25 protein-coding genes are annotated in these 24,591 nt (G+C 41.2%); 13 read left to right on the forward strand and 12 right to left on the reverse strand.

What is annotated here, in order from left to right; translation table 11 throughout:
- Positions 1–49: 49 nt before the first annotated feature.
- The gene (locus PF327_RS04875; RefSeq protein ID WP_008242532.1) at positions 50–1,330 is read right to left on the reverse strand and encodes an MFS transporter; all 1,281 of its coding nucleotides are present in this window, start codon (positions 1,328–1,330) and stop codon (positions 50–52) included.
- 161 nt (positions 1,331–1,491) lie between these two features.
- On the opposite strand from PF327_RS04875, the gene PF327_RS04880 reads away from it, so the two are divergent.
- Entirely contained in the window at positions 1,492–1,920 is a 429-nt protein-coding gene (locus tag PF327_RS04880; protein WP_289401546.1) for a rhodanese-like domain-containing protein, read from the forward strand.
- A gap of 66 nt (positions 1,921–1,986) precedes the next feature.
- Here PF327_RS04880 and PF327_RS04885 read toward each other — a convergent pair whose 3' ends face one another.
- The 3 genes from PF327_RS04885 to PF327_RS04895 all read right to left on the reverse strand — a co-directional run bounded on the left by PF327_RS04885 (position 1,987) and on the right by PF327_RS04895 (position 5,320).
- Positions 1,987–2,169 carry a hypothetical protein gene (locus PF327_RS04885; protein WP_289401548.1) on the reverse strand — a complete coding sequence of 61 codons (183 nt, stop codon included), beginning with the start codon at positions 2,167–2,169 and terminating at the stop codon, positions 1,987–1,989.
- 126 nt (positions 2,170–2,295) lie between these two features.
- On the reverse strand, positions 2,296–4,473 hold the full coding sequence (gene katG / locus PF327_RS04890) for a catalase/peroxidase HPI (protein WP_289401549.1): 2,178 nt from the start codon (positions 4,471–4,473) through the stop codon (positions 2,296–2,298).
- 268 nt (positions 4,474–4,741) lie between these two features.
- On the reverse strand, positions 4,742–5,320 hold the full coding sequence (locus PF327_RS04895) for a ComF family protein (protein WP_008242523.1): 579 nt from the start codon (positions 5,318–5,320) through the stop codon (positions 4,742–4,744).
- A gap of 143 nt (positions 5,321–5,463) precedes the next feature.
- Here PF327_RS04895 and PF327_RS04900 point away from each other — a divergent pair, with 143 nt between their 5' ends.
- Positions 5,464–6,270 carry a hypothetical protein gene (locus PF327_RS04900; RefSeq protein WP_289401550.1) on the forward strand — a complete coding sequence of 269 codons (807 nt, stop codon included), beginning with the start codon at positions 5,464–5,466 and terminating at the stop codon, positions 6,268–6,270.
- Positions 6,271–6,284: 14 nt separating this feature from the next.
- Here the strand turns inward: PF327_RS04900 and PF327_RS04905 are convergent, their stop codons facing one another.
- A complete protein-coding gene (locus PF327_RS04905) occupies positions 6,285–7,103 on the reverse strand; it encodes an SIR2 family NAD-dependent protein deacylase (protein WP_289401551.1) in 819 nt (272 codons plus the stop codon).
- 109 nt (positions 7,104–7,212) lie between these two features.
- On the opposite strand from PF327_RS04905, the gene PF327_RS04910 reads away from it, so the two are divergent.
- The 4 genes from PF327_RS04910 (at position 7,213) to PF327_RS04925 (ending at position 9,218) form a co-directional block, all read left to right on the forward strand.
- On the forward strand, positions 7,213–7,617 hold the full coding sequence (locus PF327_RS04910; protein WP_008242517.1) for a hypothetical protein: 405 nt from the start codon (positions 7,213–7,215) through the stop codon (positions 7,615–7,617).
- Positions 7,618–7,810: 193 nt separating this feature from the next.
- On the forward strand, positions 7,811–8,269 hold the full coding sequence (locus PF327_RS04915) for a ferritin-like domain-containing protein (protein WP_008242516.1): 459 nt from the start codon (positions 7,811–7,813) through the stop codon (positions 8,267–8,269).
- Between the two features lie 79 nt (positions 8,270–8,348).
- Entirely contained in the window at positions 8,349–8,585 is a 237-nt protein-coding gene (locus PF327_RS04920) for a GDCCVxC domain-containing (seleno)protein (RefSeq protein WP_289401553.1), read from the forward strand.
- A gap of 81 nt (positions 8,586–8,666) precedes the next feature.
- Positions 8,667–9,218: a cation efflux transmembrane domain-containing protein gene (locus PF327_RS04925; RefSeq protein WP_008242513.1), complete on the forward strand. Its 552-nt coding sequence runs from the start codon at positions 8,667–8,669 to the stop codon at positions 9,216–9,218.
- 55 nt (positions 9,219–9,273) lie between these two features.
- Here PF327_RS04925 and PF327_RS04930 read toward each other — a convergent pair whose 3' ends face one another.
- The 4 genes from PF327_RS04930 to PF327_RS04945 form a co-directional block, all read right to left on the reverse strand.
- The gene (locus tag PF327_RS04930; RefSeq protein WP_008242511.1) at positions 9,274–9,888 is read right to left on the reverse strand and encodes a protein-L-isoaspartate O-methyltransferase family protein; all 615 of its coding nucleotides are present in this window, start codon (positions 9,886–9,888) and stop codon (positions 9,274–9,276) included.
- Complete coding sequence (gene amrB, locus PF327_RS04935) at positions 9,889–10,695, reverse strand: AmmeMemoRadiSam system protein B (protein ID WP_008242500.1); 807 nt, start codon at positions 10,693–10,695, stop codon at positions 9,889–9,891.
- On the reverse strand, positions 10,692–11,702 hold the full coding sequence (gene amrS / locus PF327_RS04940; protein WP_008242499.1) for an AmmeMemoRadiSam system radical SAM enzyme: 1,011 nt from the start codon (positions 11,700–11,702) through the stop codon (positions 10,692–10,694). Before amrS ends, amrB begins: the two co-directional genes overlap by 4 nt.
- A gap of 91 nt (positions 11,703–11,793) precedes the next feature.
- Entirely contained in the window at positions 11,794–13,551 is a 1,758-nt protein-coding gene (locus tag PF327_RS04945) for a putative bifunctional diguanylate cyclase/phosphodiesterase (RefSeq protein WP_289401555.1), read from the reverse strand.
- A 286-nt stretch (positions 13,552–13,837) separates the two neighbouring features.
- Between PF327_RS04945 and PF327_RS04950 the strand changes: the two genes are divergently transcribed.
- The 7 genes from PF327_RS04950 to PF327_RS04980 all read left to right on the forward strand — a co-directional run bounded on the left by PF327_RS04950 (position 13,838) and on the right by PF327_RS04980 (position 20,522).
- Entirely contained in the window at positions 13,838–15,013 is a 1,176-nt protein-coding gene (locus tag PF327_RS04950) for a YbfB/YjiJ family MFS transporter (protein WP_289401556.1), read from the forward strand.
- Between the two features lie 41 nt (positions 15,014–15,054).
- Complete coding sequence (locus tag PF327_RS04955; protein ID WP_289401557.1) at positions 15,055–15,786, forward strand: outer membrane lipoprotein-sorting protein; 732 nt, start codon at positions 15,055–15,057, stop codon at positions 15,784–15,786.
- A gap of 11 nt (positions 15,787–15,797) precedes the next feature.
- The gene (locus PF327_RS04960) at positions 15,798–17,018 is read left to right on the forward strand and encodes an ABC transporter permease (RefSeq protein WP_289401558.1); all 1,221 of its coding nucleotides are present in this window, start codon (positions 15,798–15,800) and stop codon (positions 17,016–17,018) included.
- On the forward strand, positions 17,011–18,246 hold the full coding sequence (locus PF327_RS04965) for an ABC transporter permease (protein WP_289401559.1): 1,236 nt from the start codon (positions 17,011–17,013) through the stop codon (positions 18,244–18,246). Before PF327_RS04960 ends, PF327_RS04965 begins: the two co-directional genes overlap by 8 nt.
- The gene (locus tag PF327_RS04970; RefSeq protein WP_008242492.1) at positions 18,243–18,914 is read left to right on the forward strand and encodes an ABC transporter ATP-binding protein; all 672 of its coding nucleotides are present in this window, start codon (positions 18,243–18,245) and stop codon (positions 18,912–18,914) included. Before PF327_RS04965 ends, PF327_RS04970 begins: the two co-directional genes overlap by 4 nt.
- On the forward strand, positions 18,901–20,028 hold the full coding sequence (locus tag PF327_RS04975; RefSeq protein WP_289401560.1) for a hypothetical protein: 1,128 nt from the start codon (positions 18,901–18,903) through the stop codon (positions 20,026–20,028). Before PF327_RS04970 ends, PF327_RS04975 begins: the two co-directional genes overlap by 14 nt.
- Before the next feature lie 215 nt (positions 20,029–20,243).
- Positions 20,244–20,522 carry a hypothetical protein gene (locus tag PF327_RS04980; protein WP_155993680.1) on the forward strand — a complete coding sequence of 93 codons (279 nt, stop codon included), beginning with the start codon at positions 20,244–20,246 and terminating at the stop codon, positions 20,520–20,522.
- Positions 20,523–20,625: 103 nt separating this feature from the next.
- On the opposite strand, the gene trxA is transcribed toward PF327_RS04980, so the two are convergent.
- The 3 genes from trxA to PF327_RS04995 form a co-directional block, all read right to left on the reverse strand.
- Complete coding sequence (trxA, locus tag PF327_RS04985; RefSeq protein WP_008242488.1) at positions 20,626–20,997, reverse strand: thioredoxin; 372 nt, start codon at positions 20,995–20,997, stop codon at positions 20,626–20,628.
- 215 nt (positions 20,998–21,212) lie between these two features.
- Positions 21,213–23,939 carry a cation-transporting P-type ATPase gene (locus PF327_RS04990; RefSeq protein WP_008242487.1) on the reverse strand — a complete coding sequence of 909 codons (2,727 nt, stop codon included), beginning with the start codon at positions 23,937–23,939 and terminating at the stop codon, positions 21,213–21,215.
- A gap of 23 nt (positions 23,940–23,962) precedes the next feature.
- Positions 23,963–24,433, reverse strand: coding sequence for a phosphate-starvation-inducible PsiE family protein (locus PF327_RS04995; RefSeq protein ID WP_289401562.1), 471 nt, complete (start codon positions 24,431–24,433; stop codon positions 23,963–23,965).
- Positions 24,434–24,591 lie beyond the last annotated feature (158 nt).

Genomic DNA, 24,591 nt, shown 5'->3' on the forward strand with positions numbered 1-24,591 from the left:
AGTATAGTATTATATTTTCATAATATTAATATTATGAAACAGTTCGGAATCATATGATTCCTCCAGATTTGGCACCCCATGTGGTTCGCCATCTAGTCTTTACCAAACTTAGTCCTGCCATAGCGATCAAGGCATTTGCAGCTATAAACAGGAACCCTATAGTATAATCCCCAAACATCATTGTAGATGCTCCGAGTACTACTAAAATTCCTACCCCTCCAAGTGCACCGGCTGCTCCAATGAGACCGGTCATAATACCTATATCTTTGGAAAACCTCTGTGGTACAAGTTGAAACAGAGCACCATTTGCCATACCAAGGTTTGCCATAATAAGGAACATAACAAAAATCGCAAACCAAAATGACAATCCTATAAAGGCATTGATAAAGATAAGCAATGTAACACTTGAAAAATAAATATAAAGTGACTTGATCCCTCCCACTCTATCGGCGACAGCTCCGCCTACAGGTCTAAGCAGCGCACCAGCCATGATGCAAAATGCTGCAAAATAACCCGCAACCACATGGATGTTCTCTTCTCCCAATATTTCTGATCCAAACAGTGCCATCTCATTAGAATACATCGCCATCAGATAGACCTTCATATACATGGCAAATCCTACAAAAGCGCCAAAACTCACAGCATAAAAGAGGTTGAACCACCATGTATCCCTATCTTTTAAGAGCCTTATATAATCAGAGAGATTTTTGGGTCTTGGGACATACACTTCTTTGGGCGCATCTTTTGCCATTAAAACATACATGACAAAAATGAGCAGAGACAAAATTGCAACTACAAAAAATACCGATTTCCATCCCCAGATCTCAGCGATCTTAGGTGCAAAAAGAAAACCAAGTACCACACCTATATTTCCTATACCCGCGATACCAAGTACAACCCCTTGTAATCTTGGTGGATACCATTGCCCTGCCTGGGGTAAAGCCACCGCAAAGGATGCCCCTGCAAAACCAAGTCCGACACCTACGAACAACAACTCTTCATAAGAGATATGCTCACCAAATGATGTCACATAAAACAGGGTTAATATGACAATAACCTGTGCTCCCAAAGCACTCTTTTTAGCACCGATTTTACCGACTAAAAAACCGAGTACGACACGCAATAGTGACCCTACCAGTATGGGCACCGAAAGAAGTGTTGCTGTCTCGGAAGATGTCATTAAAAATCCATAATTGGCCAAGCTGTCCGTGATCTCTGTAGCAAGTGGTGCAAGTATCGTCCAGACCATAAAACTAAAATCAAAATACAAAAATGCTGCAAACAAAGTAGAGGGGCTCCCCTGCCCTTTCAGACGATTTATACCTATCATTTTTACTCCTTCAGGACAAGATAAATAGTATAGTAAAGTATACATGAAAATGATACGAAGATCAGTTCTATAGTGATTAAATATTATACATACTTATGTTTATACAACATACACATATTGGATATACTTGACTATGAAGATGTTTAGAGAAAAGGAGTTATATGCGAATCACACGACTTATCATTTTTTTCATTTCTACAATGATACTTTACTGGATCGCAATGGCAGGCTTATTTATCTCTTTTGCATACTCTAAAGGCTGGATATTCGCAGACTTTGAGTTTATCAATGCCAAACAGGCTATCGTACGTTTAGCCGATGATAGCAACATTACACTGCTTGATGTAAGAACGGTCAAAGAGTATGAAGAAAAACACTTAAAGAATGCTATAAACATACCGGTTCAACAACTTGATAGTAGTCTTATCAGGCTGGAAAAAGTGAGATCCAAACCTATTATGGTCTATTGCCGGTCAGGGAGTAGAAGCATTAAAGCATCACGTATTTTAGAAAAAAACGGATTTACCCCACTGAATGTTGAGGGGGGTATCATAGAGTTGATACGTAATGATGCAGAGATCGTAAGGTGACCTGTATGGGATGAAGCATACTCCAAGTCCCGCCATACACAAGTAAAACAGTACTTCTGTTCAATCCTACTTTTGATCATCCTCTACATCATATATACTGAAGATCGCTTCATAGCCCATAAGTTGCAGTTTTTTATCGAGAGTTTTTGCATCAAAACCGTTCATTTTTACAAATGATAATAATTTCACCTGTTGTTCTCTACTCAACCCTGCCAGCTCCAACTCAAACTCAATCTCTTCTAAAGTCATTCTATATCCTTATAAAACCTGTCACAAGTACCCATGGCATTTTCACAGATCTCAGTATTTTTAAGGATTGTACCATGCAATACTTAGAGTTGAAATATCCTGATAACTCCATCCTTTATATCACAACTACGCGTCAAGATCGAACCGATCCAGATTCATCACCTTGGTCCATGCGGCTATAAAGTCATGGATAAAACGTTCTCGCGCATCCAAACTTCCGTAGACTTCAGCCAGGGCACGTAGCTGGGAATTTGAACCAAAGATCAGATCGACACGTGTCCCAGTCCACTTAGGCTCACCTGTCACACGGTCAGACCCTTCAAAGATATCCTTATCCTCTGAAACTGCCTTCCATACAGTACCCATATCAAGCAGATTGATGAAAAAATCGTTCGTCAGCAACCCTGGACGCTCAGTAAAGAGGCCATGCTGCGCTTGATCAACATTGGTATCCAAAACACGCATGCCTCCAAGAAGTACAGTCATCTCTGGTGCTGTTAGCGTGAGCAGTTGAGCCCGATCTACAAGCATCTCTTCAGCAGAGACGGAGAATTGTGTCTTCAAATAGTTACGGAAACCATCCGCGACCGGTTCGAGTACATCAAAGGCAGTCACATCAGTCTGTTCCTCTAAAGCATCCATACGGCCCGGTGTAAATGGCACCGTGACATCATGACCGGCACGCTTCACTGCCTCTTCAACACCTGCACAGCCTGCCAGTATGATAAGATCAGCGAGTGAAACCTTCTTGTCTCCAGGCTGGCTCTCAGTGTACTCGTGCTGGATGCCTTGGAGTATAGCAAGTACTTTTGAAAGTTGATCTGGCTGGTTTACTTCCCAGTCTTTCTGGGGTGCCAGACGGATACGTGCACCGTTACCACCGCCGCGTTTATCAGAACCACGGAAGGTTGAAGCAGATGCCCAGGCTGTTGATACCAGTTCCGAGACAGAGAGTCCGGAATCAAGAACTTTAGCCTTAAGCAAAGCAATATCTGCATCATCGATCAGAGTATGATCCACAGCAGGAATGGGATCTTGCCAGATGAGATCCTCATCCGGTACTTCAGGACCCAGATATCGTGACTTCGGTCCCATATCACGGTGGGTCAACTTGAACCATGCACGGGCATAGGCATCTTGAAAGTCAGTGGGATTTTCTAAGAAATGTCGTGAGATCCTTTCGTACACAGGATCAAAACGAAGCGAGAGGTCTGTGGTCAACATGGTGGGTGTATGATGTTTTGATGGATCCTGGGCATCCGGTATCGTATCCTCCGCGTTTATCGCTCTCCACTGATGGGCACCTGCAGGGCTTTTTGTCAGTTCCCATTCATAGCCGAAAAGGTTTTCTAAGAAGTTACTGCTCCATTGTGTCGGTGTCTTGGTCCAGGTCACTTCCAGTCCGCTACCGATCGTATCACCACCTTTTCCTGTGCCGTAACTGCTGCTCCAACCGAGTCCCTGTTCCTCGATCCCCGCTGCTTCAGGCTCTGGACCGACATGGGCTGCATCACCGGCTCCATGGCATTTTCCAAAAGTGTGTCCCCCCGCTATCAGGGCAACTGTCTCTTCATCGTTCATGGCCATTCTGGCAAAGGTTTCACGGATATCCTTGGCTGCTTCAAGAGGATCCGGGTTTCCGTTGGGACCTTCAGGGTTTACATAGATCAATCCCATTTGAACGGCTGCAAGAGGATTTTCAAGTTCCTCATGATCACCGGAATAACGCTTGTCATCCAACCAGGTACTTTCCATACCCCAGTAAATGTCCTTTTCCGGTTCCCAAATGTCTTCACGTCCACCTCCGTAACCAAAGGTCTTAAAGCCCATGGATTCCATCGCAACATTACCTGCAAGTATCATCAGGTCAGCCCAGGAGATCTTTTGACCATACTTTTGCTTCACTGGCCATATCAATCTACGTGCTTTATCGAGATTGACATTATCAGGCCAGCTGTTAAGGGGTGCAAAACGCTGATTTCCACTCCCCCCACCACCACGGCCGTCACCACTACGGTAAGTACCTGCACTGTGCCATGCCATACGTATGAACAGTGGGCCATAGTGACCAAAATCTGCTGGCCACCAATCCTGAGAGTCGGTCATCACTGCAATGAGATCTTTTTTTACAGCTTCAAGATCAAGACTATTAAAGGCTTCAGCATAGTTGAAATCATCACCCATAGGATTGGATAGTGAAGAGTGTTGGTGCAAAATATCGAGTTTCAACTGGTTAGGCCACCAGTCCTGGTTCGACATACCCCCACCCGAAGTATGTTGTATAAATTTTTTGTTATCAAACATGACATTCTCCTCATTGTGTTAGAATCTGATTTAAAGATGCCACACATGCATCTAAACCATTTTATAACATTTAGATAATTCTATTTATTGATTTAACTTAAAGTATAAGACGATAATGTGCAAAGAGTGTGTAGGAAAAGTATTCTTAACTGGTTTATAATAAAAATTGTATCCTATAGTTCTAAAACCTTATAATTTAACATATTTTATAATGTTTACCATTCTAGCTACACTTAAGGAGTATACAGATATTACTGCATTCAACAGATCAGGATTCCTCTGCATCAGCTAAAGTCAAAGCGAAGAGTACATTGACTCCGTGAGATATCAGTACTTTTTGTGCTTCTTGCAGTGTAATACCCGTTGTGATGATATCATCTACCAATATCACATCTATACCTGACTTACCTTTATAAAGAAAATCCCTCGGGTTTTCCAAACGGAACTGTAGGTTTTTACCCGAATAGTTCACCCTGTTCTGTGCCATGAGTGCACTGTGTTGTATGATAGAGGTTTTTGTCTTCATCGCCTGTGTGAGCAGTGCCACATGAGAATATCCGCTTTTGACATATTCATCTATGCCCACTATATAAACAGCTCTCTCATCAGACTCTACAAACTCTTCAATAAATGGTTTCATGGTCATATGGGCCAAAGCTTTGTAGATACGGTATCCTTCGGGTTTATGTTTACTATGTAGCAGTGTCTCCAGTGTGGAGTACTTAAAAAAGCTGATGACATCCAGTGTTCCTACTTTTCGAGTACTTACCGTAGGTATAAACAAGTGTTCTACACATTGCTTGCAAATGATCTTAAAACTTAATTTTGAACAAGAAAAACAACGCATAACAAACCTTCCACTTTGCTTGATCAAGCCTATATATTCTGAAGATAATCATAGTTATCAGGTATAAAATTCCAGATAGTCTATCAAAGTATTAATTGTAGCGAAATGGTATAATATCATATTAATTACAAGCGAGTGTATGTATGATAAAAAATAAGATCCATACTATGGTAGCAGCATCTATTCTATTGCTTATCAATGGATGTGGTTCTGATACGCCAGAACCTGAGGAAAAAAAGCGCAAAGTAGCCGGTTTTCATACAGATAGGTCTATGTTTATCGCTACTGTTGATAAAGTGTCACCTACAAAAGAAGATCGTAATGCCATGATAGGCGAGTTTATCATGAAATCAAATCTTCAGTGTCAGCACTACTTGGACAATCCGCTCAATACATCATCCAACCCTAAAAAACAAGGGCTCTATATGGATATTTTTGATGGTGTAAGCCAAGCATTTGGCATGAAACATATCACAGATGGTGCCAAAAAACTCTATATTAAAAAGAGTGGTAATGGCACTAATAAAGCAAAAATAGCCTATGAAAATGCACTGTCTCCCGAAATTAAACGGGGTGTGGAAATAGCAAGAGAAAAGTATGCACAAAAAATGCTCCTGCGAAAGACAAGGATGATAGAAAGTTACACCATAGCCATGTTGGAACGGGATATGGAGAACTATGATAAATTATGTAGTTATGAAACGGGTTTGATCGAGATACATAAAGCACTCAAAAAGGCACAAAGACAACCAAAAATAAAACCTTTTTCTCCCAAAATAGATCCTACTACCATCAAAAATAAAGTGGAGGCTGTAACCAGAGAGGCGGAAGCCAATGAACTATCAAACGTAAAGATAGATGTAAAGGTCCTAAATGCTAAAGAATCAGAAAAAGAGAGTCAAAGCCAAACCATGAGTGACATAGAAGAGCTTAACAATACTGCATTTTAAAGATACTCTATTATCTAAATAATCTTCTTCAATGCTTCAACGGCACCCATAGGAAGACCTATCTCTGCTCCAAAACTCTCTCTTGGGTTGATACGTATCAAAGGAACATCAAATCTTCTGGCTATCTGTTCAGACGTATTTCTGACCGTTGGTACAGCAGTTCCTGCCCCTAGCTCTACGATAGCAAGCTTTACCCCCTCCTTTTCCAAAGAGTCCATCCAACGACTTAGTCTCTCTCTTTGTCCATCGGTACGTGCATACTCCCAACCAAAATCCCCGAACATCAAAATATTCGGGCGTGCCATAGCCCCACAGAAAGGACAGGAAGGTAAAGGTTCTTTGGCTTTAAACCCCTCTTCTATCTCTATAAAAGTATCATTCGCACTCCAAAGCATGCCTTGACAATTATCGATACACTGCATATGGTGAATGGAACCGTGACACTCCATGATCTGCTCCTCTTTGAAACCAGATTTTTGAAACTGTCCATCTACATTTGAGGTAAAAATATGAGCTCCATATTTTTTAGTATTAGATAGTTCCAAAAGCTTTCTAAAGCCCTCATGAGGTACTGTATCACGGTAAAGGTGTAATCTATGACCATAAAAAGCCCAAGCCAACCGAGGGTCAGACTCAAACCACTCCGGATTAGCCATCTCTTCAAAATGAAGCCCCAACTCTTTGGCCTTTGGATAGGCATTCCAAAAGCCCTCCACTCCTCTAAAGTCAGGCAATCCACTGTCCACACCCATCCCTGCACCTGCAGTGATAAAAAGTGCATCTGATTCTTCCAGTAATTGTTTTGCTTTTTGTAGGTTTTCTGTAATATTCATGGGGAAGATTATAGCATATAATCCCACCTACCTATCAAAAAACCTTCCTACTGAAATAAAGCAAAAATAAGAGATAATGGTTGTATGTATGTTGCCTCAGGAGTGTCATATGACAGTCAATCTTTTTCTGAAAACAAGTATGATCTGGTTGATCATAGCTTTCATGGCGATCATCAACGGTATCTTTAGAGAAAATGTTTTAGTTGGCATGATTGGTCCAAATATGGCAGTGCCGGTGAGTGGTATCACACTCTCCATGATCGTATTGATCGTTACCTATGTCTCTTTTCCACTATTTGGAAAACATCATGCTCTTACCTACTTTGTTATTGGACTTCAATGGGTTTTAATGACACTCCTGTTTGAATTCATCTTTGGCTATTATGTGATGGGGAAATCATGGTCTGATATCTCAGAGGTCTTTCATATTATGAGAGGAAACCTCTTTATCATTGTACTGGCAGTAAGTTTGATCTCACCACTTTTAATGGCCAAGGTGAAACGTATACTGTAATTTTGCAATACCCCTACTTCAATCGTAAATAATACCAGCATTTGAATTTCCATTACACACTCATTACATTGTAGTATTGTATATTTATACGATTTCTGGATACAGTGTCCAAATAAAACAAGCAAGTGCTTACTTGGTCTACTAAAAATTGTTCCTATGCAAAAAAATAAAAGCTGACGGAAAGGATAGACAAATGAATAATACAGATACAAAAAATGCTATTGAGATCTTAAACAGGATAATGGAGGTCGAATTAGCCGGGGTTGTACGTTATACCCATTACTCTTTAATGGTTTATGGCTACAATAGGTTACCTATAGTTGATTGGATGAAAAGTAATGCGCAAGAAGGTTTAACTCATGCACATAGGGCTGGTGAACTTGTAACGCTTTTGGGTGGTCATCCATCACTCAGTATTGGAAAGTTACTTGAAACAGCGAAGCATGACATTGGAGATATACTCCGAGAAAGCCTGGAGCATGAAAAAACAGCTCTTGATGCCTACTACGAATTATTGAAACTAACAGAAGGTGGTACTTCCGTGTTATTGGAAGAATACGCCAGAGAAATGATCGTAGAAGAGGAGATGCATCTTGATAGTGTGAATAAGATGTTAAGGCATCCTGGAGATGTAGAGGCATTTAAAACCTAACGAAGCTCTACCTGTCCATCTTACTGGGATGTTTTGTGTTCCTCTATTACATATGCAGACGAGGAGAATATTTTTAAAAATGAATAGAGATTCAGTGAAAAAAGAACTTATTTTAGAATCTGAGATCACATGTTCTAAATGTGGTTATAAAAAAATAGAAATCATGCCAACAGATGCGTGTCAATGGTTTTATGAGTGTGAGAATTGCGGTGCAATTCTTAAGCCTAAAAAGGGTGATTGCTGTGTCTTTTGTTCATACGGTTCAGTCCCCTGTCCTCCCATGCAGAAAGATTCAGATTCTTGTTGTCAATCATAGATAGAAGGAATAAAAATAGCAAGTTGTAGATCTGACACGGAAATCAATCATCGTTTAGAAGGCAAGGTATTAAAAATCCTCTTGAGTATCAATGCCTTTATGTTTATGGCTGAGATTACACTTGGCATCTTGAGTGAGTCAACTGCCCTCATAGCAGATTCTCTTGATATGTTGGCTGATGCAACAGTCTATGGTATAGCGCTGTATGCAGTTGGAAAATCACCGCTTGTAAAAATAAAAGCCGCACATTTAAGCGGTATTTTTCAAGTAATATTGGGAGTATTGGTTTTTGCAGATGTTATACGCCGATTGATTTATGGAAGTGAACCAGAGTCACTCCTGATGATTTTTGTTGGGATGGCAGCTCTAGTAGCAAACATTATTTGTTTGATCCTGATTTCAAAATACAAAAAAGGTGAGGTTCATATGCGTGCCAGTTGGATATTTTCAAAAAATGATGTGATTGCTAATGTAGGTATTATTATTGGTGGTGGATTTGTATATCTTTTAGAGACAAGATTACCAGATCTGATTGTTGGTATGATTATTTCAATCATAGTCATTCGTGGTGGTATAGATATTATCAAGGATGCATATCATGAAAAACGTGTACATACAGAGAGTTGCATCTAATCATCTGTCCATTTTGATACACAAAAAATGTATGTATATATTGAGCCTGTAAAAGTCAGTAGATCAACGGTACAAACACAAATCCGTAAAACTCTTCTTTTTCAATCTTTGTTTCTGAAGTCTTTGTAAATTTAAAAATAGACTCTCCTATAGGTATCACCAGGATACCACCTATTTTTAATTGTAAAAAAAGTTCTTCCGGAGTTTCATCAGCTGAAGCAGAGACCAGTATCCTGTCAAACTGTTTTCCCGGCAGGCCAAGCGTATCTCCTGCCCTTTCTATGTGACAATGACTATTAAAACCAAACTTGGAAAGGTTTTCTCTTCCTTGCTCCACCAATATACTGATCCTTTCAAGCCCGATCACACTGCCTTTATTTCCTACCATATAACAAAGAAGTGCTGTGGTCCATCCTGACCCCGAACCAATGTCCAACACCGTGTTCCCATCCTGGGGGTCAAGACGTTCCAACATGAAGGCTACTGTGGAAGGTTGGGATATGGTTTGGTAATCTCCTATGGGCAGAGGCATATCTGCGTAGGCTTCATCTTCATATTCTTCAGGTACAAAGTATTTTCTATCGATCGTTCTAAAGGCATCAATGATCAGTGGACTTTTCAACATATTCGAGGAGATCATACTATCCACGAGTCTATCCATCTTCTTCATCTACTGCTCCACAAATGCTGCACTCATATACCCTACAACCTGTGATTCATCTCCGCTGGCATCCGCACTCGTACGATAATCCAACAGCACAGATCTTAACCCGTTCTTTTTTGCTGCAAGCAACATCGCCTCTACACCGATCTTACCACAGGCTTCACATCCTTCATGCAATTCAGCAGTGCTCAGTTTCTCCACCGCATCCAAACAGATACTGTCAAGTGCATTGGCTTTTTTGATATCATAATAGTGGCTTAAGTCCGTACTGATCACGACTGCAGTCTCAGGATCATCCAGAAGATACTCGATGACCTCTGCCAGCTTTTGTGGTGATTCATCACCATAGACCAACTCGACCACGGACACATCCGGTGTATAGGTTTTGACAAAAGGGACCTGTACTTCTGTACTGTGCTCATGGTGGGCTTCAGGTACAAATCCTATATCAAACCGTTCTTTCAGATCTAATACCAATGGTTTATCGATGAGCAATGCACCAAGAGGTGTATGATAGGTATCAAATTCAGAAATACTTGTTCCAGTGAGGTAAACCCTATGACTAGGACCGATGATCACCACACGTTTGACATCTGAATTTGACAACAGTCTTAATGCGATATTCGCAGTAAAACCACTGTAGACATATCCTGCATGCGGTACAATGACCGCTCTTGGTTTAAGGTGTAGCACACTATCCTTCTCTTTGAGATGCTCATCAATAATTTGATTATAATGTTCCAGCATGGAGTGTATCTCATCCGGGCTGGATGGGTAAAACTGTCCGGCTACCGAAGCTTCTCGTGTACTCATGACCATACTCCTTCTATCGCTCTATGACACTTCGGACAGTGCCCATTCTCCAAGTTATTCACTGTTACATCATAGCCTGAACGGTCTATGAGTAACGTTCCACATTGCGGACAGTGTGTATCAGCATGCACCGGTACATTCCCTAGATAAATATAATAAAGTCCTGCTTTTTCACCTATCTTTTTTGCACGCATCAGTGTGTCTATTTTTGTTCTCTCATGATCCATCATTTTATAATCAGGATGGAACGCACTTAAATGCCATGGCACATGTTTACCAAGGTCATTGGCGATGTACGATGCCATCTCTTCCAAGTCTTTATCACTGTCGTTCTCACCCTCGATAAGCAGTGTCGTGATCTCGACCCATATCCCAGCATCTATCATTCTTTTAAGTGTGTCTTTCACCTCATCGAGCCCGCCTTTGAGTACCTTTCTATAGTAGGCATCATCCCAGCTTTTAAGATCGATGTTTGCAGCATCCACCCAGCTTGCCATATCTGCTATGACCTCTGGTGATTCAAAGCCGTTAGAGACAAAAAGGTTTTTAAGCCCTTTTGCTTTCGCAATCACACCGATATCTTTGGCATAAGGGTAGAAGATCGTGGGTTCATTGTAAGTGTAGGCAATGGATTCTGCACCATGTGAGATGGCCAATTCGACCATTTCTTCAGGACTTACATTGATGGATTCATTGACTTTTTTCTCCTGGGAGATATCCCAATTTTGACAGAACGGACATTTGAAGTTACATCCAACTGTCCCAAAGGAGAGTGCTGTACTGCCTGGTAGTACATGATTCAGCGGTTTTTTTTCTACAGGATCCACATGGACTGCAACAGGATGGCCATATACAAGCGTTTCAAGCTCTCCTCCTACGTTTTTGTTGATTCCGCAGATACCGACCTGTCCCTCTTTCAGTTTACAGGAGTGGCGACAGAGCAGACAGATGATCCTGTCTTTACCCTCTTCTTTTGTGTAGTATTTCATATCTTTGTTAGATGTCATGTTGACTCCTTTAATGAGCCAGCTTCGTAACTAAAGTTGACTCAACTATACTTAATCATATCACAGGCTATTATAAATGTCAATAAATTTTTCATATACTTAATTTCTTAGAGAAGCTTTCTTTATAAAATAGTTCAAAATGATCTTTTGACAGTGGTTTTGAGAAATAATACCCCTGAAACATATCACAGCCATTTTCCAATAGAAATAAAAATTGTTCTTGTGTCTCTATACCTTCTGCTACCGTTTTAAGATCATATATTTTCGCCAGGGAAAGAATCGTAGTAATCATCAGTTCATCCGATTTGCGCTCACCTAAATGGATCACAAATGAACGGTCTATTTTCAACTCTTCTATAGGCATTTCACGTAGCGCACTGAGCGAGGAGTATCCTGTACCAAAGTCATCCATGGAAAATGAAAAATCCAACTGCTTTAGTTTATTGATGATGACACTGATTCTATAAACATCTTCAATGAGGATCGTCTCTGTCACTTCAAAAATGATCTTTTTTCTTGTATCTTCATTGAGATACTTGTCAGACAGCCGCTTCACCTCATCTAAAAAAGTACTATGAAAAAATTGTCTCACACTGATATTGATCGAGAACTGTTTTAGGTCTAAGCCCATGATCTCCCATGCCTGAAGTGTTTTAAAAGCCTCTTCAATAATATAATTTCCCAGTTCAATGATCAGCCCTGTCTTTTCCGAGATCGAAACAAATTCAAACGGAGAGATAAGTCCAAGATCTGGACTGTTCCATCGGACAAGTACTTCACAACCAATGATCTTCTGATCCCTGTTAAACTGTGGCTGGTAGCGCAGTTCAATTTCATTATGTTCCAAAGCAAAATAAAGTTTTCGTTCGATCTCCAGACGATATTCAACCTCTTTGGCCAATTCATCATTGAATAAAATGATCCCATCACGCCCCTGTGCTTTTGCCTGATACATAGCAATATCTGCTTCTTTTATGAATTGTCTGGCTTCTTTTGATGAACCGCCCAGATTATTGACTCCGATACTTGCACTAATATATAGATGATGACGATCCACCACATAGGTCTCTTTCAAAATCCCCAACAATTCCACAGAAAAACTGTAAGCACTCTCCTGACAAGTTCCATCACCATATAATGTATCACTTATGATTGCAAATTCATCTCCTCCAAGACGGGCGATCGTATGCGTATCTTCACAATACTCTCTAATACGTTTTGAAACTTCCTGAAGTACTTTATCTCCCAATTCATGCCCCAGTGAATCGTTGATCGTTTTGAAATGATCAAGATCGATAAGCAAAAGATAGGCACATTTTTTTGAAGCGTGAATTCTCTTAATCATATAATCCATATAATTGATAAAATAGCGACTGTTATATAAACCTGTCAATGCATCATGCTGTGCCTGATAATAGGCTTTTTGGATCAGGTTATAGCTATTGTCTGATGCGTAGATCAATACACCCAAAAAAATTAGAGAGAAGAGAGAAAGCACATCACCATAGAATTCTCCTATCAACAGAGAATAGACGATCAAAGGTAAAATGAGGATCAATAAAATAGGATAAAAAAGTTTTCTTTCTGAAAAGAGCAATATGGATGCTACGATAGAGATACCTACTTGCGTACAAACAGCGATATAATGAAGTTTACTCTCTATCTCTTCTGAATAGACAACAAAATCAAGGGTCCATAAGCCGAAGATGATATAAAAAAAGAGTGTCAGTTTTCTATACCAATGTTTCAGCTCCTCTTTATCCATCTCTTCAAATTCAAAGTCTCTATAAAGCTTCCATCCCCATACTGATACCAGTATGACCAAACCATTCACGATTAAAGCTGGCATCAGGACCCCCTTCATCCAGCCCAATCCAAGGTATGCAAAACCGGGTATAAAAGAGAACCCTATTGTCAGTAAGATCTGTTTTCGTAAAAAGCCATAGAATTTTTGTTTCTGCATAATGATTATTGTATAACTATCTTTTATAACATAAGATTAAAACCGACCTACAAATCTATCATATAGACTATACACACGTAAATACAGTAGAAATATCTTCCTCTTATACTTGACGTTTTTTACGACTCATAATTAAGTCTACTGTGACTATAATTCGAAAAAAAAGACCATTATGATAAAAACTCTTTTTGATAAGAACCATAATACTGCTATACTCCTGGCCGGTATACTCGCTATCGTCGTAGGTGTAGGTGTGGCAAGGTTTGCTTTTACTTCACTTCTTCCTTCTATGCTTGAAGACTTCTTGTCACTTACCTATGCCGGTGTCTTGGCATCCTCAAATTTTGCAGGCTATCTGACTGGTGCTGTTTTTTCTATCTTTATCAAAGATATCAACACAAAAGTAAAATATTTTCGCATCGGTATGATACTCAGTATCCTTACAACACTGGTGCTGGCAACTACTACCAATGAAACATTGTGGCTTATCTCAAGGATTATCGCTGGTTTTGGTTCAGCCATGGTCCTTATCGTGGGTGGTGCGATCGTCATGGTAAAACTGAACTTTGAGAATAAAACAAAGGCTATGGGCATCCACTTCAGCGGTATTGGTTTTGCCATAGTCATCTCTGAACTTCTCAGCCAGTATGTGCTGAAAAACGGTACATGGAGTGATGCCTGGCTGGCTTTATCTCTGTTTGCTTTTATCATCACTTTTTATACGCTTTATATTCTCTCTTTTGATAAAGTGGTCAAAAAAGATGCGGTAAAACATCCTCTCTCAAAGTCGATATTCTCACCCTATGTCATACTGCTTATCTTGGCCTATTTCACAGAAGGTGTCGGTTTTGTCGTGCAGGGTACTTTTTTACCGGACATCATTAATTCTCTTGAAGGATTGGAGGGGTATGGAAATCTCGGTTGGCTTGTTGTGGGTATTGCAGGTATCCCCTCTTCTATCCTTTGGATGAGATGGGCACATTACTATGGAAGCGTCAATGTCATCATCATCGCGATGGCTCTGCAGATCATAGGTATTCTCATACCCGCATGGAGTAACAACATCATACTCAACCTGCTCAGCGGTGCACTATACGGCAGTACTTTCATAGGCCTTGTAGCACTGTTTCTGAATCTCGGCGGTCAACTGGCCGGGAAAAATCCGGTGGTGCTTATGGGATCCATGACTTCTGCTTACGGCATCGGTCAAGTCGGTGCACCGCTTTACAGTGTTGCTCTTATCAATCATTTTGGAAACTATAATTCTACACTCTATGTCACAGCATTCATCGTGTTTTTAGGTATAGTGTTTTTAGCGTACGCAAAGAGAATCAACAAACTAAAATAAACCTATCTACAATTTTGCTATAATAAAAAAAAGGGGCTTATATGAAATACTTCATCTCTCTGCTTTTTATTGCATTCTCTTTACACGCTAACGAAGCCCAAGCCATCATCAAAAAACTTGAAAAAAATCTCCGTGGTGACTACATGTACTCCACTATGAGTATGATCGTTACCTCTAAGCGTGGCAAACGCACGGTAAAGATAGAGAGCTGGTCTGAGGGGAACGACAAGAGTTTTATCAAAATACTCTACCCTAAAAAAGACAAAGGCATCACCTTTTTAAAGATCGACAATCAAATGTGGCAGTATATTCCCAAGATAGAACGTACCATCAAGATACCACCATCTATGATGCTGCAAAGCTGGATGGGAAGTGACTTCACCAATGATGATATGGTCAAAGAGAGCTCTTTGGAAGAGGACTACAGCGCCTCTCTTCTCTCAAAGAAAGGTGATTTTGCTACCTTGGAACTGATACCAAAACCCAATGCCGCAGTCGTTTGGGGAAAGATCGTCATTGATGTCGATCTCAAAAAGGCTGTCCCCATCAAAGAGATATTTTACGATGACATGATGAAAAAAGTAAGGATAATGACCTTCTCCAAAATAGAAGCGCATGGTTCACACACGATCCCTATGGTCATGGAACTCCAGCCTCTAGATCCGGACAAAAAGAAAAACCGTACGAAGGTGATTTTTGAGAAGGTCAACTTTGATACAAAAATAGATCCTTCGTATTTTACAAAACAAGCTTTGAAACGCTATTCAAGGTAAAAGGTAGGACCGTGCTTTTTTCACTCGCTTTTAGAAATATTGTAAAATCCAAAGGCAGAAGTATCACCACCCTGCTTTTGAGCACCTTCAGTACGATTCTCTTCATATCTTATGTTGCACTGATGGATGGTTCACACCATCAGATCATTAAAAGTTCGGTGGAGATCTATACCGGGTATGCACATGTGAATCTTGACGGGTATAGAGATGAAGGCGGTTACGATCATCTCATAGAAGATGCAGATCACATTGATACTATTCTCAAAAATGACCCTTCCATCAAACACTATAGTCCAAGGTTTGAGACCTATGCGCTACTATCAGGAGAGATAAAGACCATAGGAAGTTTGATTGGAGGGATCATTCCTTCCCGGGAAAAAACACTGAGTAAATTGAACGATTCTCTTATCAAAGGTGCTTATCTCGATGATAATGATACCAATGCCATCTACATCGGCTCTTCACTTGCAGAGCGTTTGGATGCAGAGGTAGGCAGCGAGATAGCCATGGTGGGATCTTCCGTCGATTACTCCATCGCTGCAGACCTTTTTACTGTGAAAGGGATCTTTAAAACAGGCCTTTTCGAATTTGATTCCCAGTCCGCTTTTGTCAACAAATCCTATCTGGACACCCTGATGATGAGTCAAAATATAGCCAGTTATTTTACCCTCTACTTCCATGATAATGACAAGATAGATACAATGACCACAAAACTTCAAAATGTACTCCCTTCAGGGTATGAATCGGTCAATTGGAAAACACTTCTTACCGCACTGGTACAGGCGATGCTGGTTGATTCTATTTTCGGGTATATCTCCATCTCCATCTTCTTTATCGTGATCTTTTTTGTGATCATGATATTTTCTTATGTCAGTATCTATACGCGTGCCAGAGAAATAGGACTGTTACGTGCTTTGGGACTGACATCCAAAGATATCTTTGGCATGCTTTTCATTGAGATCCTGATACTTGCTACGATCAGCATCATTCTGGGTACCCTTATCGGTGCATCCATCGCCTACTACTTTGAACTTCACCCTATCGTGATATCGGGTATTGCTGAGACCTATAAAGAGTATGGTGTGGTCAGTGATGAGATACCAATGAACTTTGATCTCTTTACCATCTCATGGAATGCACTGACGATCTTTATACTCAATCTGGCAGCCATTATCTACCCGATCTTCAAGGTCAATAAACTCACGGCAATGGAGGCGATGAGATATGTCTAAATATCCACTGAGTACCGTACTGGCCTGGCTGAGTATTTGGAGACGTAAAACCCGTTCTTTGATGGTGATTATGATGATCGCACTGAGTCTGACTGGTCTGCTTGGACTCCAGGGACTCTATGATGGTATGATCCTCCATTTGATCAATACGACCATCCGCAGTGATTCAGGAGAGATATCTCTCTACAACAAAAAGTATAGACTGAATAAAACACTGGAGTACAGACTCACGCCTATTTCAAACTATATAGAGGCTTTTTCCAAGATAGAAGCTATAGACGCTTACTCCGTGCGTTTGGAAAAAGAAGGTCTCATCGCTACCGCACACAAGTCTCTTGGGGCAGTCCTCAAAGGCATCTCTCTTTCAAATGAACAGAATTTCGGAGAACTGAATGATTTCATCACCCAAGGGGAGTACAGTTTTGGTGAAAAGAGTCAAAAGGCATTGATCGGTTCAGCACTGGCTAAAAAACTCAATCTTAACATAGGAAGCCGTGTGATCTTCACCGCGCAAGATGCAACAGGTGAGATCAATGCTATCTCTTTTCGTATTAGTGGTATTCTCAAGACCGGTAACCCTACTATCGATGATCAGGCTGTATTTGTCTCTATGGAAAAGATGTCCACATTTCTCGATGTGCATCAAAGTGCTACTCAGATAGCGTTGCGTGTGAAAGACTCTGAGAGTATCATTACAGTACAAAAAGAGCTGAAAAAACGTTTTCCTGCCATAGATGTACTCCGATGGGATGAACTCTACCCTTTACTGATACAGATGCAGGAGTGGATGAATATCTTCAATTTGGCCTCTTATGCCATTGTCTTTATCGTCGCTGCACTGGGAATTTTTGGTGTAATGCTTGTCTCAGTTCTAGAAAGAATGCGCGAATTCAGTATTATGCTTGCCATAGGAACCCCTTACAGAACCGTTAGAAACCAGATCATTATGGAAGCCTCTTTTCTCGGGTTGATCGGTTATATAGCAGGTGCTTTGGGAGGATGGATATTCCTTTTGTATATGTCAACTGCAGGTGTGGATATGCGCGCTTTTGAAGCCGGTCTGGAACTCTATGGCTACAGTGCAGTCATGTATGCCAATATGCATCTTTACTATTTCTTTCAAGCATTCTTTGCTGTATTTTTTGCTACCCTGCTCTCAGTGATCTGGCCTCTGCGTAAACTGAAAAAGATAAAACCTATACAAGTTATACAAGGAAAAATGTTATGAAACTCAACCATGTCTACAAAACATTCTACCCTGATACCCCCAAAGAGGTCAAAGCCCTGACCGATATCAATCTTACCTTTGAAAAGGGTGAGTTCACTACCCTGAGTGGTGAGTCAGGTTCAGGAAAAACCACCCTTTTGAATATTATAGGTGGACTTGACTCTGCCACAAGCGGAGAGATATTTTTTGAAGGAGAAGAGATATCGGCTTATAGTGAAGAGAAGATGGCAAAACTGAGACTGCATGATATCGGTTTTATCTTTCAGGCCTACAATCTCATCCATGTACTCAATGTGAGAGAAAACATAGGGTTCATTATGAAACTGCTCAAGTTTGATCAAAAAGAGATCGATGCACGTATCATGGAACTGGCTTCTATATTGCAGATCGAAGACCTTCTTGACAAACTGCCCGGTGAGATAAGCGGTGGACAGCAGCAGCGTGTGGCTGTAGCACGTGCAGTTGCTTCACGTCCCAAACTGATACTCGCTGATGAACCCACAGCAAACCTTGATTCAAAGAACAGTGAACGTCTGATGAATATGCTGCGAACACTCAATGAAAAAGAGCATGTGACGGTCATCTTTGCTTCCCATGACAAGTATGTACTGGAACAGTCCAAACGTATCATAGTTCTGGATGACGGAGTTGTCGTTGAAGATCGTTAACTCTCTAGCCCTGCTCTGTTTGACCGTGCCGATCATGGCCATAGAGCACGACATCACCATAGAGAACACCAACTATACGATCTCAAAGATACCCTATACTCAACAGGAAAGAACACTCTATAACTACAACAGGCTAAGGTTGACCGATAATATGACAGAAAGAAATTGGTTTGCCCATATCATCGCAGATATAGATAACTACTACGGAGAAACCTATATAAATAGCTTTGAATACGGGTTTTTTCGCTCTATCCAAGCAGATACCCCCTTTGACATAGAGACACATAGCAAAAACTATGGGAATGGCGAAGTATTTGGACGGCTGCACCGTTTTTCTATCGGTTACGCAGATGAAAAACATAATATACTCTTCGGTCTACAAAAGATCACGATGGGTGTGGGACGCATATGGACACCTACCGATCTTTTTAACCCTAGAAATCCTCTTGCACTGGAACCTGACCAGATCTATGGTAACTTTTCTCTCTCCTATACCTATGCACTGGGAACACTCAGCCAGATGATGGGAGTGGTAGCTAAACGTCATGATGGTAGTTACAAATATGCAGGAAGGATCAAAGGGAATACCAAGATCGGGGATGTCGCACTGGATCTCTTTTCAAGTAATGATGCCCAAATGATCGCCTATGAGATAGAAGGTAATCTTTTTGATACTGGCATAGAATGGCGAAGTGAAGGCGGGTACTACAAAGATAAACTGCTAGATAGATCCTTTTATCAAACCATATTGGGTGTAGACTATGGTTTTGTCAATGGACTGACCGTCATGGCCGAGTGGCTGCACTCTACCAAAACCTATACAACTGATGAAATACTCAACTTCCAGAAAAGCAGCTTGGGTTATAACCGTCATCTCTCTTCAGACTATATAGGAGCCTCTGCCTATTATGACTTCAACCTACTTTATAGCGGTACACTGAGTATGATACACAGTCCAGAAGACCAAAGTAGTTTCATCTCCCCTCTTCTCACTTACAGTCTCAGTGACGATGCTTCCGTATCAATAGGTGCAATGCTTTATAGAGGAACAGAAGAGAGTGAATTCGGTAGTGTAGAGAACAGCTATTATCTGCGTTTCAGAGTGACCTATTGATCCTTTACCACCTATTTTTTAAGCACTTTTCAGTGTTTTTATCTAAGCTTCAGGCTTCTTGTATCCTTCAGTAAATATAGGGTTTTTAGAGCTTCCAAAAGCCAAAAGCTAAGGTATGCCTATACTATATCAGCTATAATCTGAAAATAATCGACGAAAAGACATACTTAAAGGATAAAAAAATGTACCCAGGAAAGATAAGAAAAGGCTTCTCAATGAAAATTAGCGGGGTCCATCTTACGCGTCCAGAGTTGCATAATCTCGCGGCGGAACTAGGTATTGGAACCAGAGATGTACTTATAAAAGACGGCATACTTACGATTTACAACACCTCTAATGTATGCCAGGAAATTATAGATGATAATGCTTTGGTCTCTTTTGTTTCAATGGTACTGAGTATCCCTGCTGAAGATATCAGTGAGTTAAAAGAAGTGGTAGAAGAACCCGTAAAGTTAGAGTTTGATTTCGATGATGACGACGAGGATGATTTTTAGACTCTTCGACATGAAGCATTGTTTGATGCACTGAAGTGTAAAGGTGCATTCACACTAGCTGAACATGCAGCAAAGGATAATGAATGAGTATCACTATGATGTGTTACTCGTCATCCTCTTCATCTTTGGCTATCTCTGCACGTATTTGATCCATATCAAGTCCCTTCACGTGGGTGATGAGTTTATCAAAGGCTTCTTCAGGGAGCATACCTGCTTGATTGAGCAAGATGATACCATCTCTGCTGACCATCAGTGTTGGAATCGAACGGATACCGTACTGCGCCGATATCGCAGGTTGTTCCTCAGTATTGACCTTGGCAAAGGTAATATCAGGATACTTTTCTGCTACCCTTTCAAAAATTGGGGCGAACTGCTTACAAGGCCCACACCATTCTGCCCAAAAATCGATAATGACTATTTCATTATTGTCCAGTGTTTCATTAAAATTTTGTGTTGTTAAATCTATATATGCCATAGTCTTTCCTTTATATGAGGATGGAGTATAGCATAGCGATCATATCTGTTCTCTTAATATTATAACTTGGATAATGAATGTTTATGTTATCTCTCCCACTCTTCCCAATGCCCTCATCATTTGCCTACTAAAATCAGCTTTTTATACACATTGAATGCTGTTTTAGAAGAGTGGCAAGATAAATAGATACAGTTCAAATCTCTCTATCCATCGATCTACACACTCCTTTTATTTGTATCCCTGTAGCGTACAACATACTTTTCAAGCTCTACAAGGAAGAGTACAGAAGATGCAACCAACACTATACGCAACCATATGGTAAAGTCGATTGCCGTACTGCCGAACAGAGACTGCATTGGTCCAAGATAGGTAAAGCCAAGCTGCAGTATGACCAGTATAGCAATAGCGATCAGTACATAACGGTTTCCAGATAAACCTTCCCAGTTCAAAACCGAGCCTGTGATATAACGGGAGTTGAACAGATAAAAGATCTCAAACATGATCAGAGTGTTTACCGCTACAGTTTGTGCATGCGCAATACTAGCACCCTGTTCCATTTCCCAAATAAAAAGCCCAAATGTACCACCCATCAAGATCATTGAAACATAAGCAATACGCCAAATAAGATACCCTGTAAGTATAGGCTCATGTGCATCACGCGGGGGTCTTTGCATAACATTTTGCTCAGGTGGTTCAAAGGCCAGTGACAGCGCTAATGTCACAGCTGTTACCATATTTACCCAAAGGATCTGCACCGGGATAAGAGGCATCTGATGAAAGCCAAATGCAATAGCAGCCAGAATGATCAATGCCTCACCGCCATTGGTCGGAAGAATAAAAAGTATGGCCTTTTTGAGATTATCATAGACTGTACGACCCTCTTCTACCGCATGAATGATGGAAGCAAAATTATCATCTGCAAGTACCATTTCAGATGCTTCTTTTGCGGCTTCTGTACCATTATGCCCCATCGCAGTACCTACATCAGCACGTTTGAGTGCAGGTGCATCGTTCACCCCGTCACCTGTCATTGCTACTATCAGACCATGCTCCTGTAATGATCGTACCAGACAAAGTTTATGTTCAGGGTTCACACGTGCATAGATATCAACGTCCAGCACGCGTTGACGTAGCTCTTCCTCACTCATGGATTCAAGTTCTGTCCCTGTCAGCACATCATCGGTATTCACAAGTTTCAGTTGTTTGGCGATGGCACGTGCAGTGGCACCATGATCACCTGTGATCATTTTCACTCTGATCCCTGCCTTGTTACAGACCTGCACCGCTTCAATCGCTTCTTCACGAGGTGGATCGATCAAACCAAGCATACCCAGCATGATCAGACCTCCCTCTAGATCACTGAATGCAAGTTCCTCCTGTTTAGGCTTTGCCGGCTTGGAAGCAAGGGCCAATACACGCTGTCCATGCCCTGCAAGCTCTTCAATACGCTCCAGCCAGTAATGCTTATCCAAAGGTTGGTCACCATCGAGACTTCTCTGATAGGTACACATCTCCAATATCTGCTCTGGGGCACCCTTGAGAAAAATAAAAGTATCACCAGCATGGTCATGGTGGAGTGTCGCCATAAAACGGTGTTCTGATTCAAAAGGGATAAGATCGGTACGAGGGTACTCTTTGGCTTCCATCTCCATATCCAGTCCTGCCTTTAAAGCAGCTATCAGAAGGGCTCCCTCCATGGGATCACCATGTACAAACCATTCACCATTCTTTTGTTCCAATGATGCATCATTACAAAGCATTGCAGCCCGGGCTACTTCCTCTAAAAGTGGTCTCTCTTCTGCCAGAACAGCTCTGCCAGATAAAGAGATCTCTCCATGTGGGTCATAGCCTGTTCCGCTGAGTTGAAACAGATCTTTGGCCGTCGCGATCGTAGAGACGGTCATTTCATTACGGGTTAAGGTACCTGTTTTATCCGAACAGATCACGGTGACCGCCCCGAGTGTTTCAACCGCCGGTAATTTACGGATGATCGCATGACGTTTTGCCATTCGCTGTACACCAATAGCAAGCGTAATGGTCATGATGGCAGGCAGTCCTTCCGGGATAGCGGCGACTGCCAGACTGACTGCAGCAAGAAACATTTCAGACGCAGCATAATCCCTGACCCATAAGCCAAAGGCAAAGGTGATCAGAGAAATACCCAAAATAGCGATTGTAAGCCAACGGCCGAACTGGGCCATTTGGCGAAGTAGAGGCGTCGTCACTGCTTCCACCTCCGATACCAGGCTGCTGATACGGCCTATTTGTGTATGTGCACCCGTGCCAATAACGATGCCGCTGCCTTGACCGTGTGTGACAATGGTGCCCGAGTACGCCATGCAACTCCGATCGCCTATCACACTCTCTTTTCCTACAGGATCTGTCATTTTCTCTACCGCTATCGACTCACCTGTCAAGGCCGACTCCTGAATTTGAAGTCCCTTGACGCGAAAAAGTCTCAAGTCTGCTGGTACCTTATCACCAGATTGCAAAGTTACGATATCTCCTGGCACCAGATCTTCTGCCTGGATCGTTCCCTGTCGGCCATTACGTATCACGATTGCATGAGGAGAAAGCATCTGTTGTATGGATCTCAAAGCATCCTCTGCTTTACCCTCCTGTATGAATCCGATTAATGCGTTAAGAAGTACGACAGCAAAGATCACACCGGCATCGACCCAATGCTCCAATATAGCAGTCACTATACCTGCAGCAAGCAGCACGTAGATCAATATATTATGAAATTGATAGATAAAGCGTAAAAATGCACTGCGTGTCTGTACTACAGGAAGCTGATTTGGCCCATACGATTCAAGTCTCTTCTCTACCTCTTCTTGATCAAGGCCATCTGTAGATGTTTCAAGTAATGTGAAGACAGAATTTGTACTTTTAGTGTGCCAATCTTCTGATATCAAAACCGACGTATCTACTTGGTTCTTCATGGTTGCACCTTTCTAGACAGTTGTTAGGTTTCCTTAGTGATCAGCCAATATGTGATCCCCAAAGCCAAGACAACCGCTGCTGTGCTCAGTACAAAAAGAGGTGTGATCTCTTTAAAATCAAAAATGATTACTTTTCGTGAAATTGCCATGAGTGCAGTTGCAACAACCAGTCTAACGGGTATCACATTGGTTTTGAGATAAAGTGTAATGTTTATAAAGATCTCTATAGCGATCAGAACGGCAAGAAAGGCACCAAAAGTCGCTAGAATATCACTGATATTTAACAGCAGATATGGCGGGGATGCTAGACGCTGATACAAAACATAAATGACATCACCTATACCCCAGACAATAACCAAAACCATCAAAGTCGCCAGCACTTTTACTGCCATACGTATGATCTTGTGAAGAAAATCTATAAAGGGGTCTTCTACCTTATCCGTCAATTCATGACCAATGTCTACAAAAGTATCCTTTTTGTTTTCATTATCCATCTGCTTATCCTATAGTTCATCATGATAATGCTATCTGCCTTGTACTTTATTGATAGAACAAGGCACCTCTTAGATATTATAACACAAATATATATGATAGAATAATCTCAGGTTAAACGTAGACTCTAAACTGTTTATGAAGCAGAAATCTATCAAAA

The organism is Sulfurovum xiamenensis (assembly GCF_030347995.1).
In the GTDB taxonomy this organism is placed as follows: Bacteria; Campylobacterota; Campylobacteria; order Campylobacterales; family Sulfurovaceae; genus Sulfurovum; species Sulfurovum xiamenensis.

What these genes read in the sequence shown, in the direction of transcription:
- PF327_RS04875 (WP_008242532.1), bottom strand. Translation starts at nt 1,330, where the DNA reads ATGATAGGTATAAATCGTCTGAAAGGGCAGGGGAGCCCCTCTACTTTG.
- PF327_RS04880 (WP_289401546.1), top strand. Translation starts at nt 1,492, where the DNA reads ATGCGAATCACACGACTTATCATTTTTTTCATTTCTACAATGATACTT.
- PF327_RS04885 (WP_289401548.1), bottom strand. Translation starts at nt 2,169, where the DNA reads ATGACTTTAGAAGAGATTGAGTTTGAGTTGGAGCTGGCAGGGTTGAGT.
- katG (WP_289401549.1), bottom strand. Translation starts at nt 4,473, where the DNA reads ATGTTTGATAACAAAAAATTTATACAACATACTTCGGGTGGGGGTATG.
- PF327_RS04895 (WP_008242523.1), bottom strand. Translation starts at nt 5,320, where the DNA reads ATGCGTTGTTTTTCTTGTTCAAAATTAAGTTTTAAGATCATTTGCAAG.
- PF327_RS04900 (WP_289401550.1), top strand. Translation starts at nt 5,464, where the DNA reads ATGATAAAAAATAAGATCCATACTATGGTAGCAGCATCTATTCTATTG.
- PF327_RS04905 (WP_289401551.1), bottom strand. Translation starts at nt 7,103, where the DNA reads ATGAATATTACAGAAAACCTACAAAAAGCAAAACAATTACTGGAAGAA.
- PF327_RS04910 (WP_008242517.1), top strand. Translation starts at nt 7,213, where the DNA reads ATGACAGTCAATCTTTTTCTGAAAACAAGTATGATCTGGTTGATCATA.
- PF327_RS04915 (WP_008242516.1), top strand. Translation starts at nt 7,811, where the DNA reads ATGAATAATACAGATACAAAAAATGCTATTGAGATCTTAAACAGGATA.
- PF327_RS04920 (WP_289401553.1), top strand. Translation starts at nt 8,349, where the DNA reads ATGAATAGAGATTCAGTGAAAAAAGAACTTATTTTAGAATCTGAGATC.
- PF327_RS04930 (WP_008242511.1), bottom strand. Translation starts at nt 9,888, where the DNA reads ATGAAGAAGATGGATAGACTCGTGGATAGTATGATCTCCTCGAATATG.
- amrB (WP_008242500.1), bottom strand. Translation starts at nt 10,695, where the DNA reads ATGAGTACACGAGAAGCTTCGGTAGCCGGACAGTTTTACCCATCCAGC.
- amrS (WP_008242499.1), bottom strand. Translation starts at nt 11,702, where the DNA reads ATGACATCTAACAAAGATATGAAATACTACACAAAAGAAGAGGGTAAA.
- PF327_RS04945 (WP_289401555.1), bottom strand. Translation starts at nt 13,551, where the DNA reads ATGCCAGCTTTAATCGTGAATGGTTTGGTCATACTGGTATCAGTATGG.
- PF327_RS04950 (WP_289401556.1), top strand. Translation starts at nt 13,838, where the DNA reads ATGATAAAAACTCTTTTTGATAAGAACCATAATACTGCTATACTCCTG.
- PF327_RS04955 (WP_289401557.1), top strand. Translation starts at nt 15,055, where the DNA reads ATGAAATACTTCATCTCTCTGCTTTTTATTGCATTCTCTTTACACGCT.
- PF327_RS04965 (WP_289401559.1), top strand. Translation starts at nt 17,011, where the DNA reads ATGTCTAAATATCCACTGAGTACCGTACTGGCCTGGCTGAGTATTTGG.
- PF327_RS04970 (WP_008242492.1), top strand. Translation starts at nt 18,243, where the DNA reads ATGAAACTCAACCATGTCTACAAAACATTCTACCCTGATACCCCCAAA.
- PF327_RS04980 (WP_155993680.1), top strand. Translation starts at nt 20,244, where the DNA reads ATGAAAATTAGCGGGGTCCATCTTACGCGTCCAGAGTTGCATAATCTC.
- trxA (WP_008242488.1), bottom strand. Translation starts at nt 20,997, where the DNA reads ATGGCATATATAGATTTAACAACACAAAATTTTAATGAAACACTGGAC.
- PF327_RS04990 (WP_008242487.1), bottom strand. Translation starts at nt 23,939, where the DNA reads ATGAAGAACCAAGTAGATACGTCGGTTTTGATATCAGAAGATTGGCAC.
- PF327_RS04995 (WP_289401562.1), bottom strand. Translation starts at nt 24,433, where the DNA reads ATGGATAATGAAAACAAAAAGGATACTTTTGTAGACATTGGTCATGAA.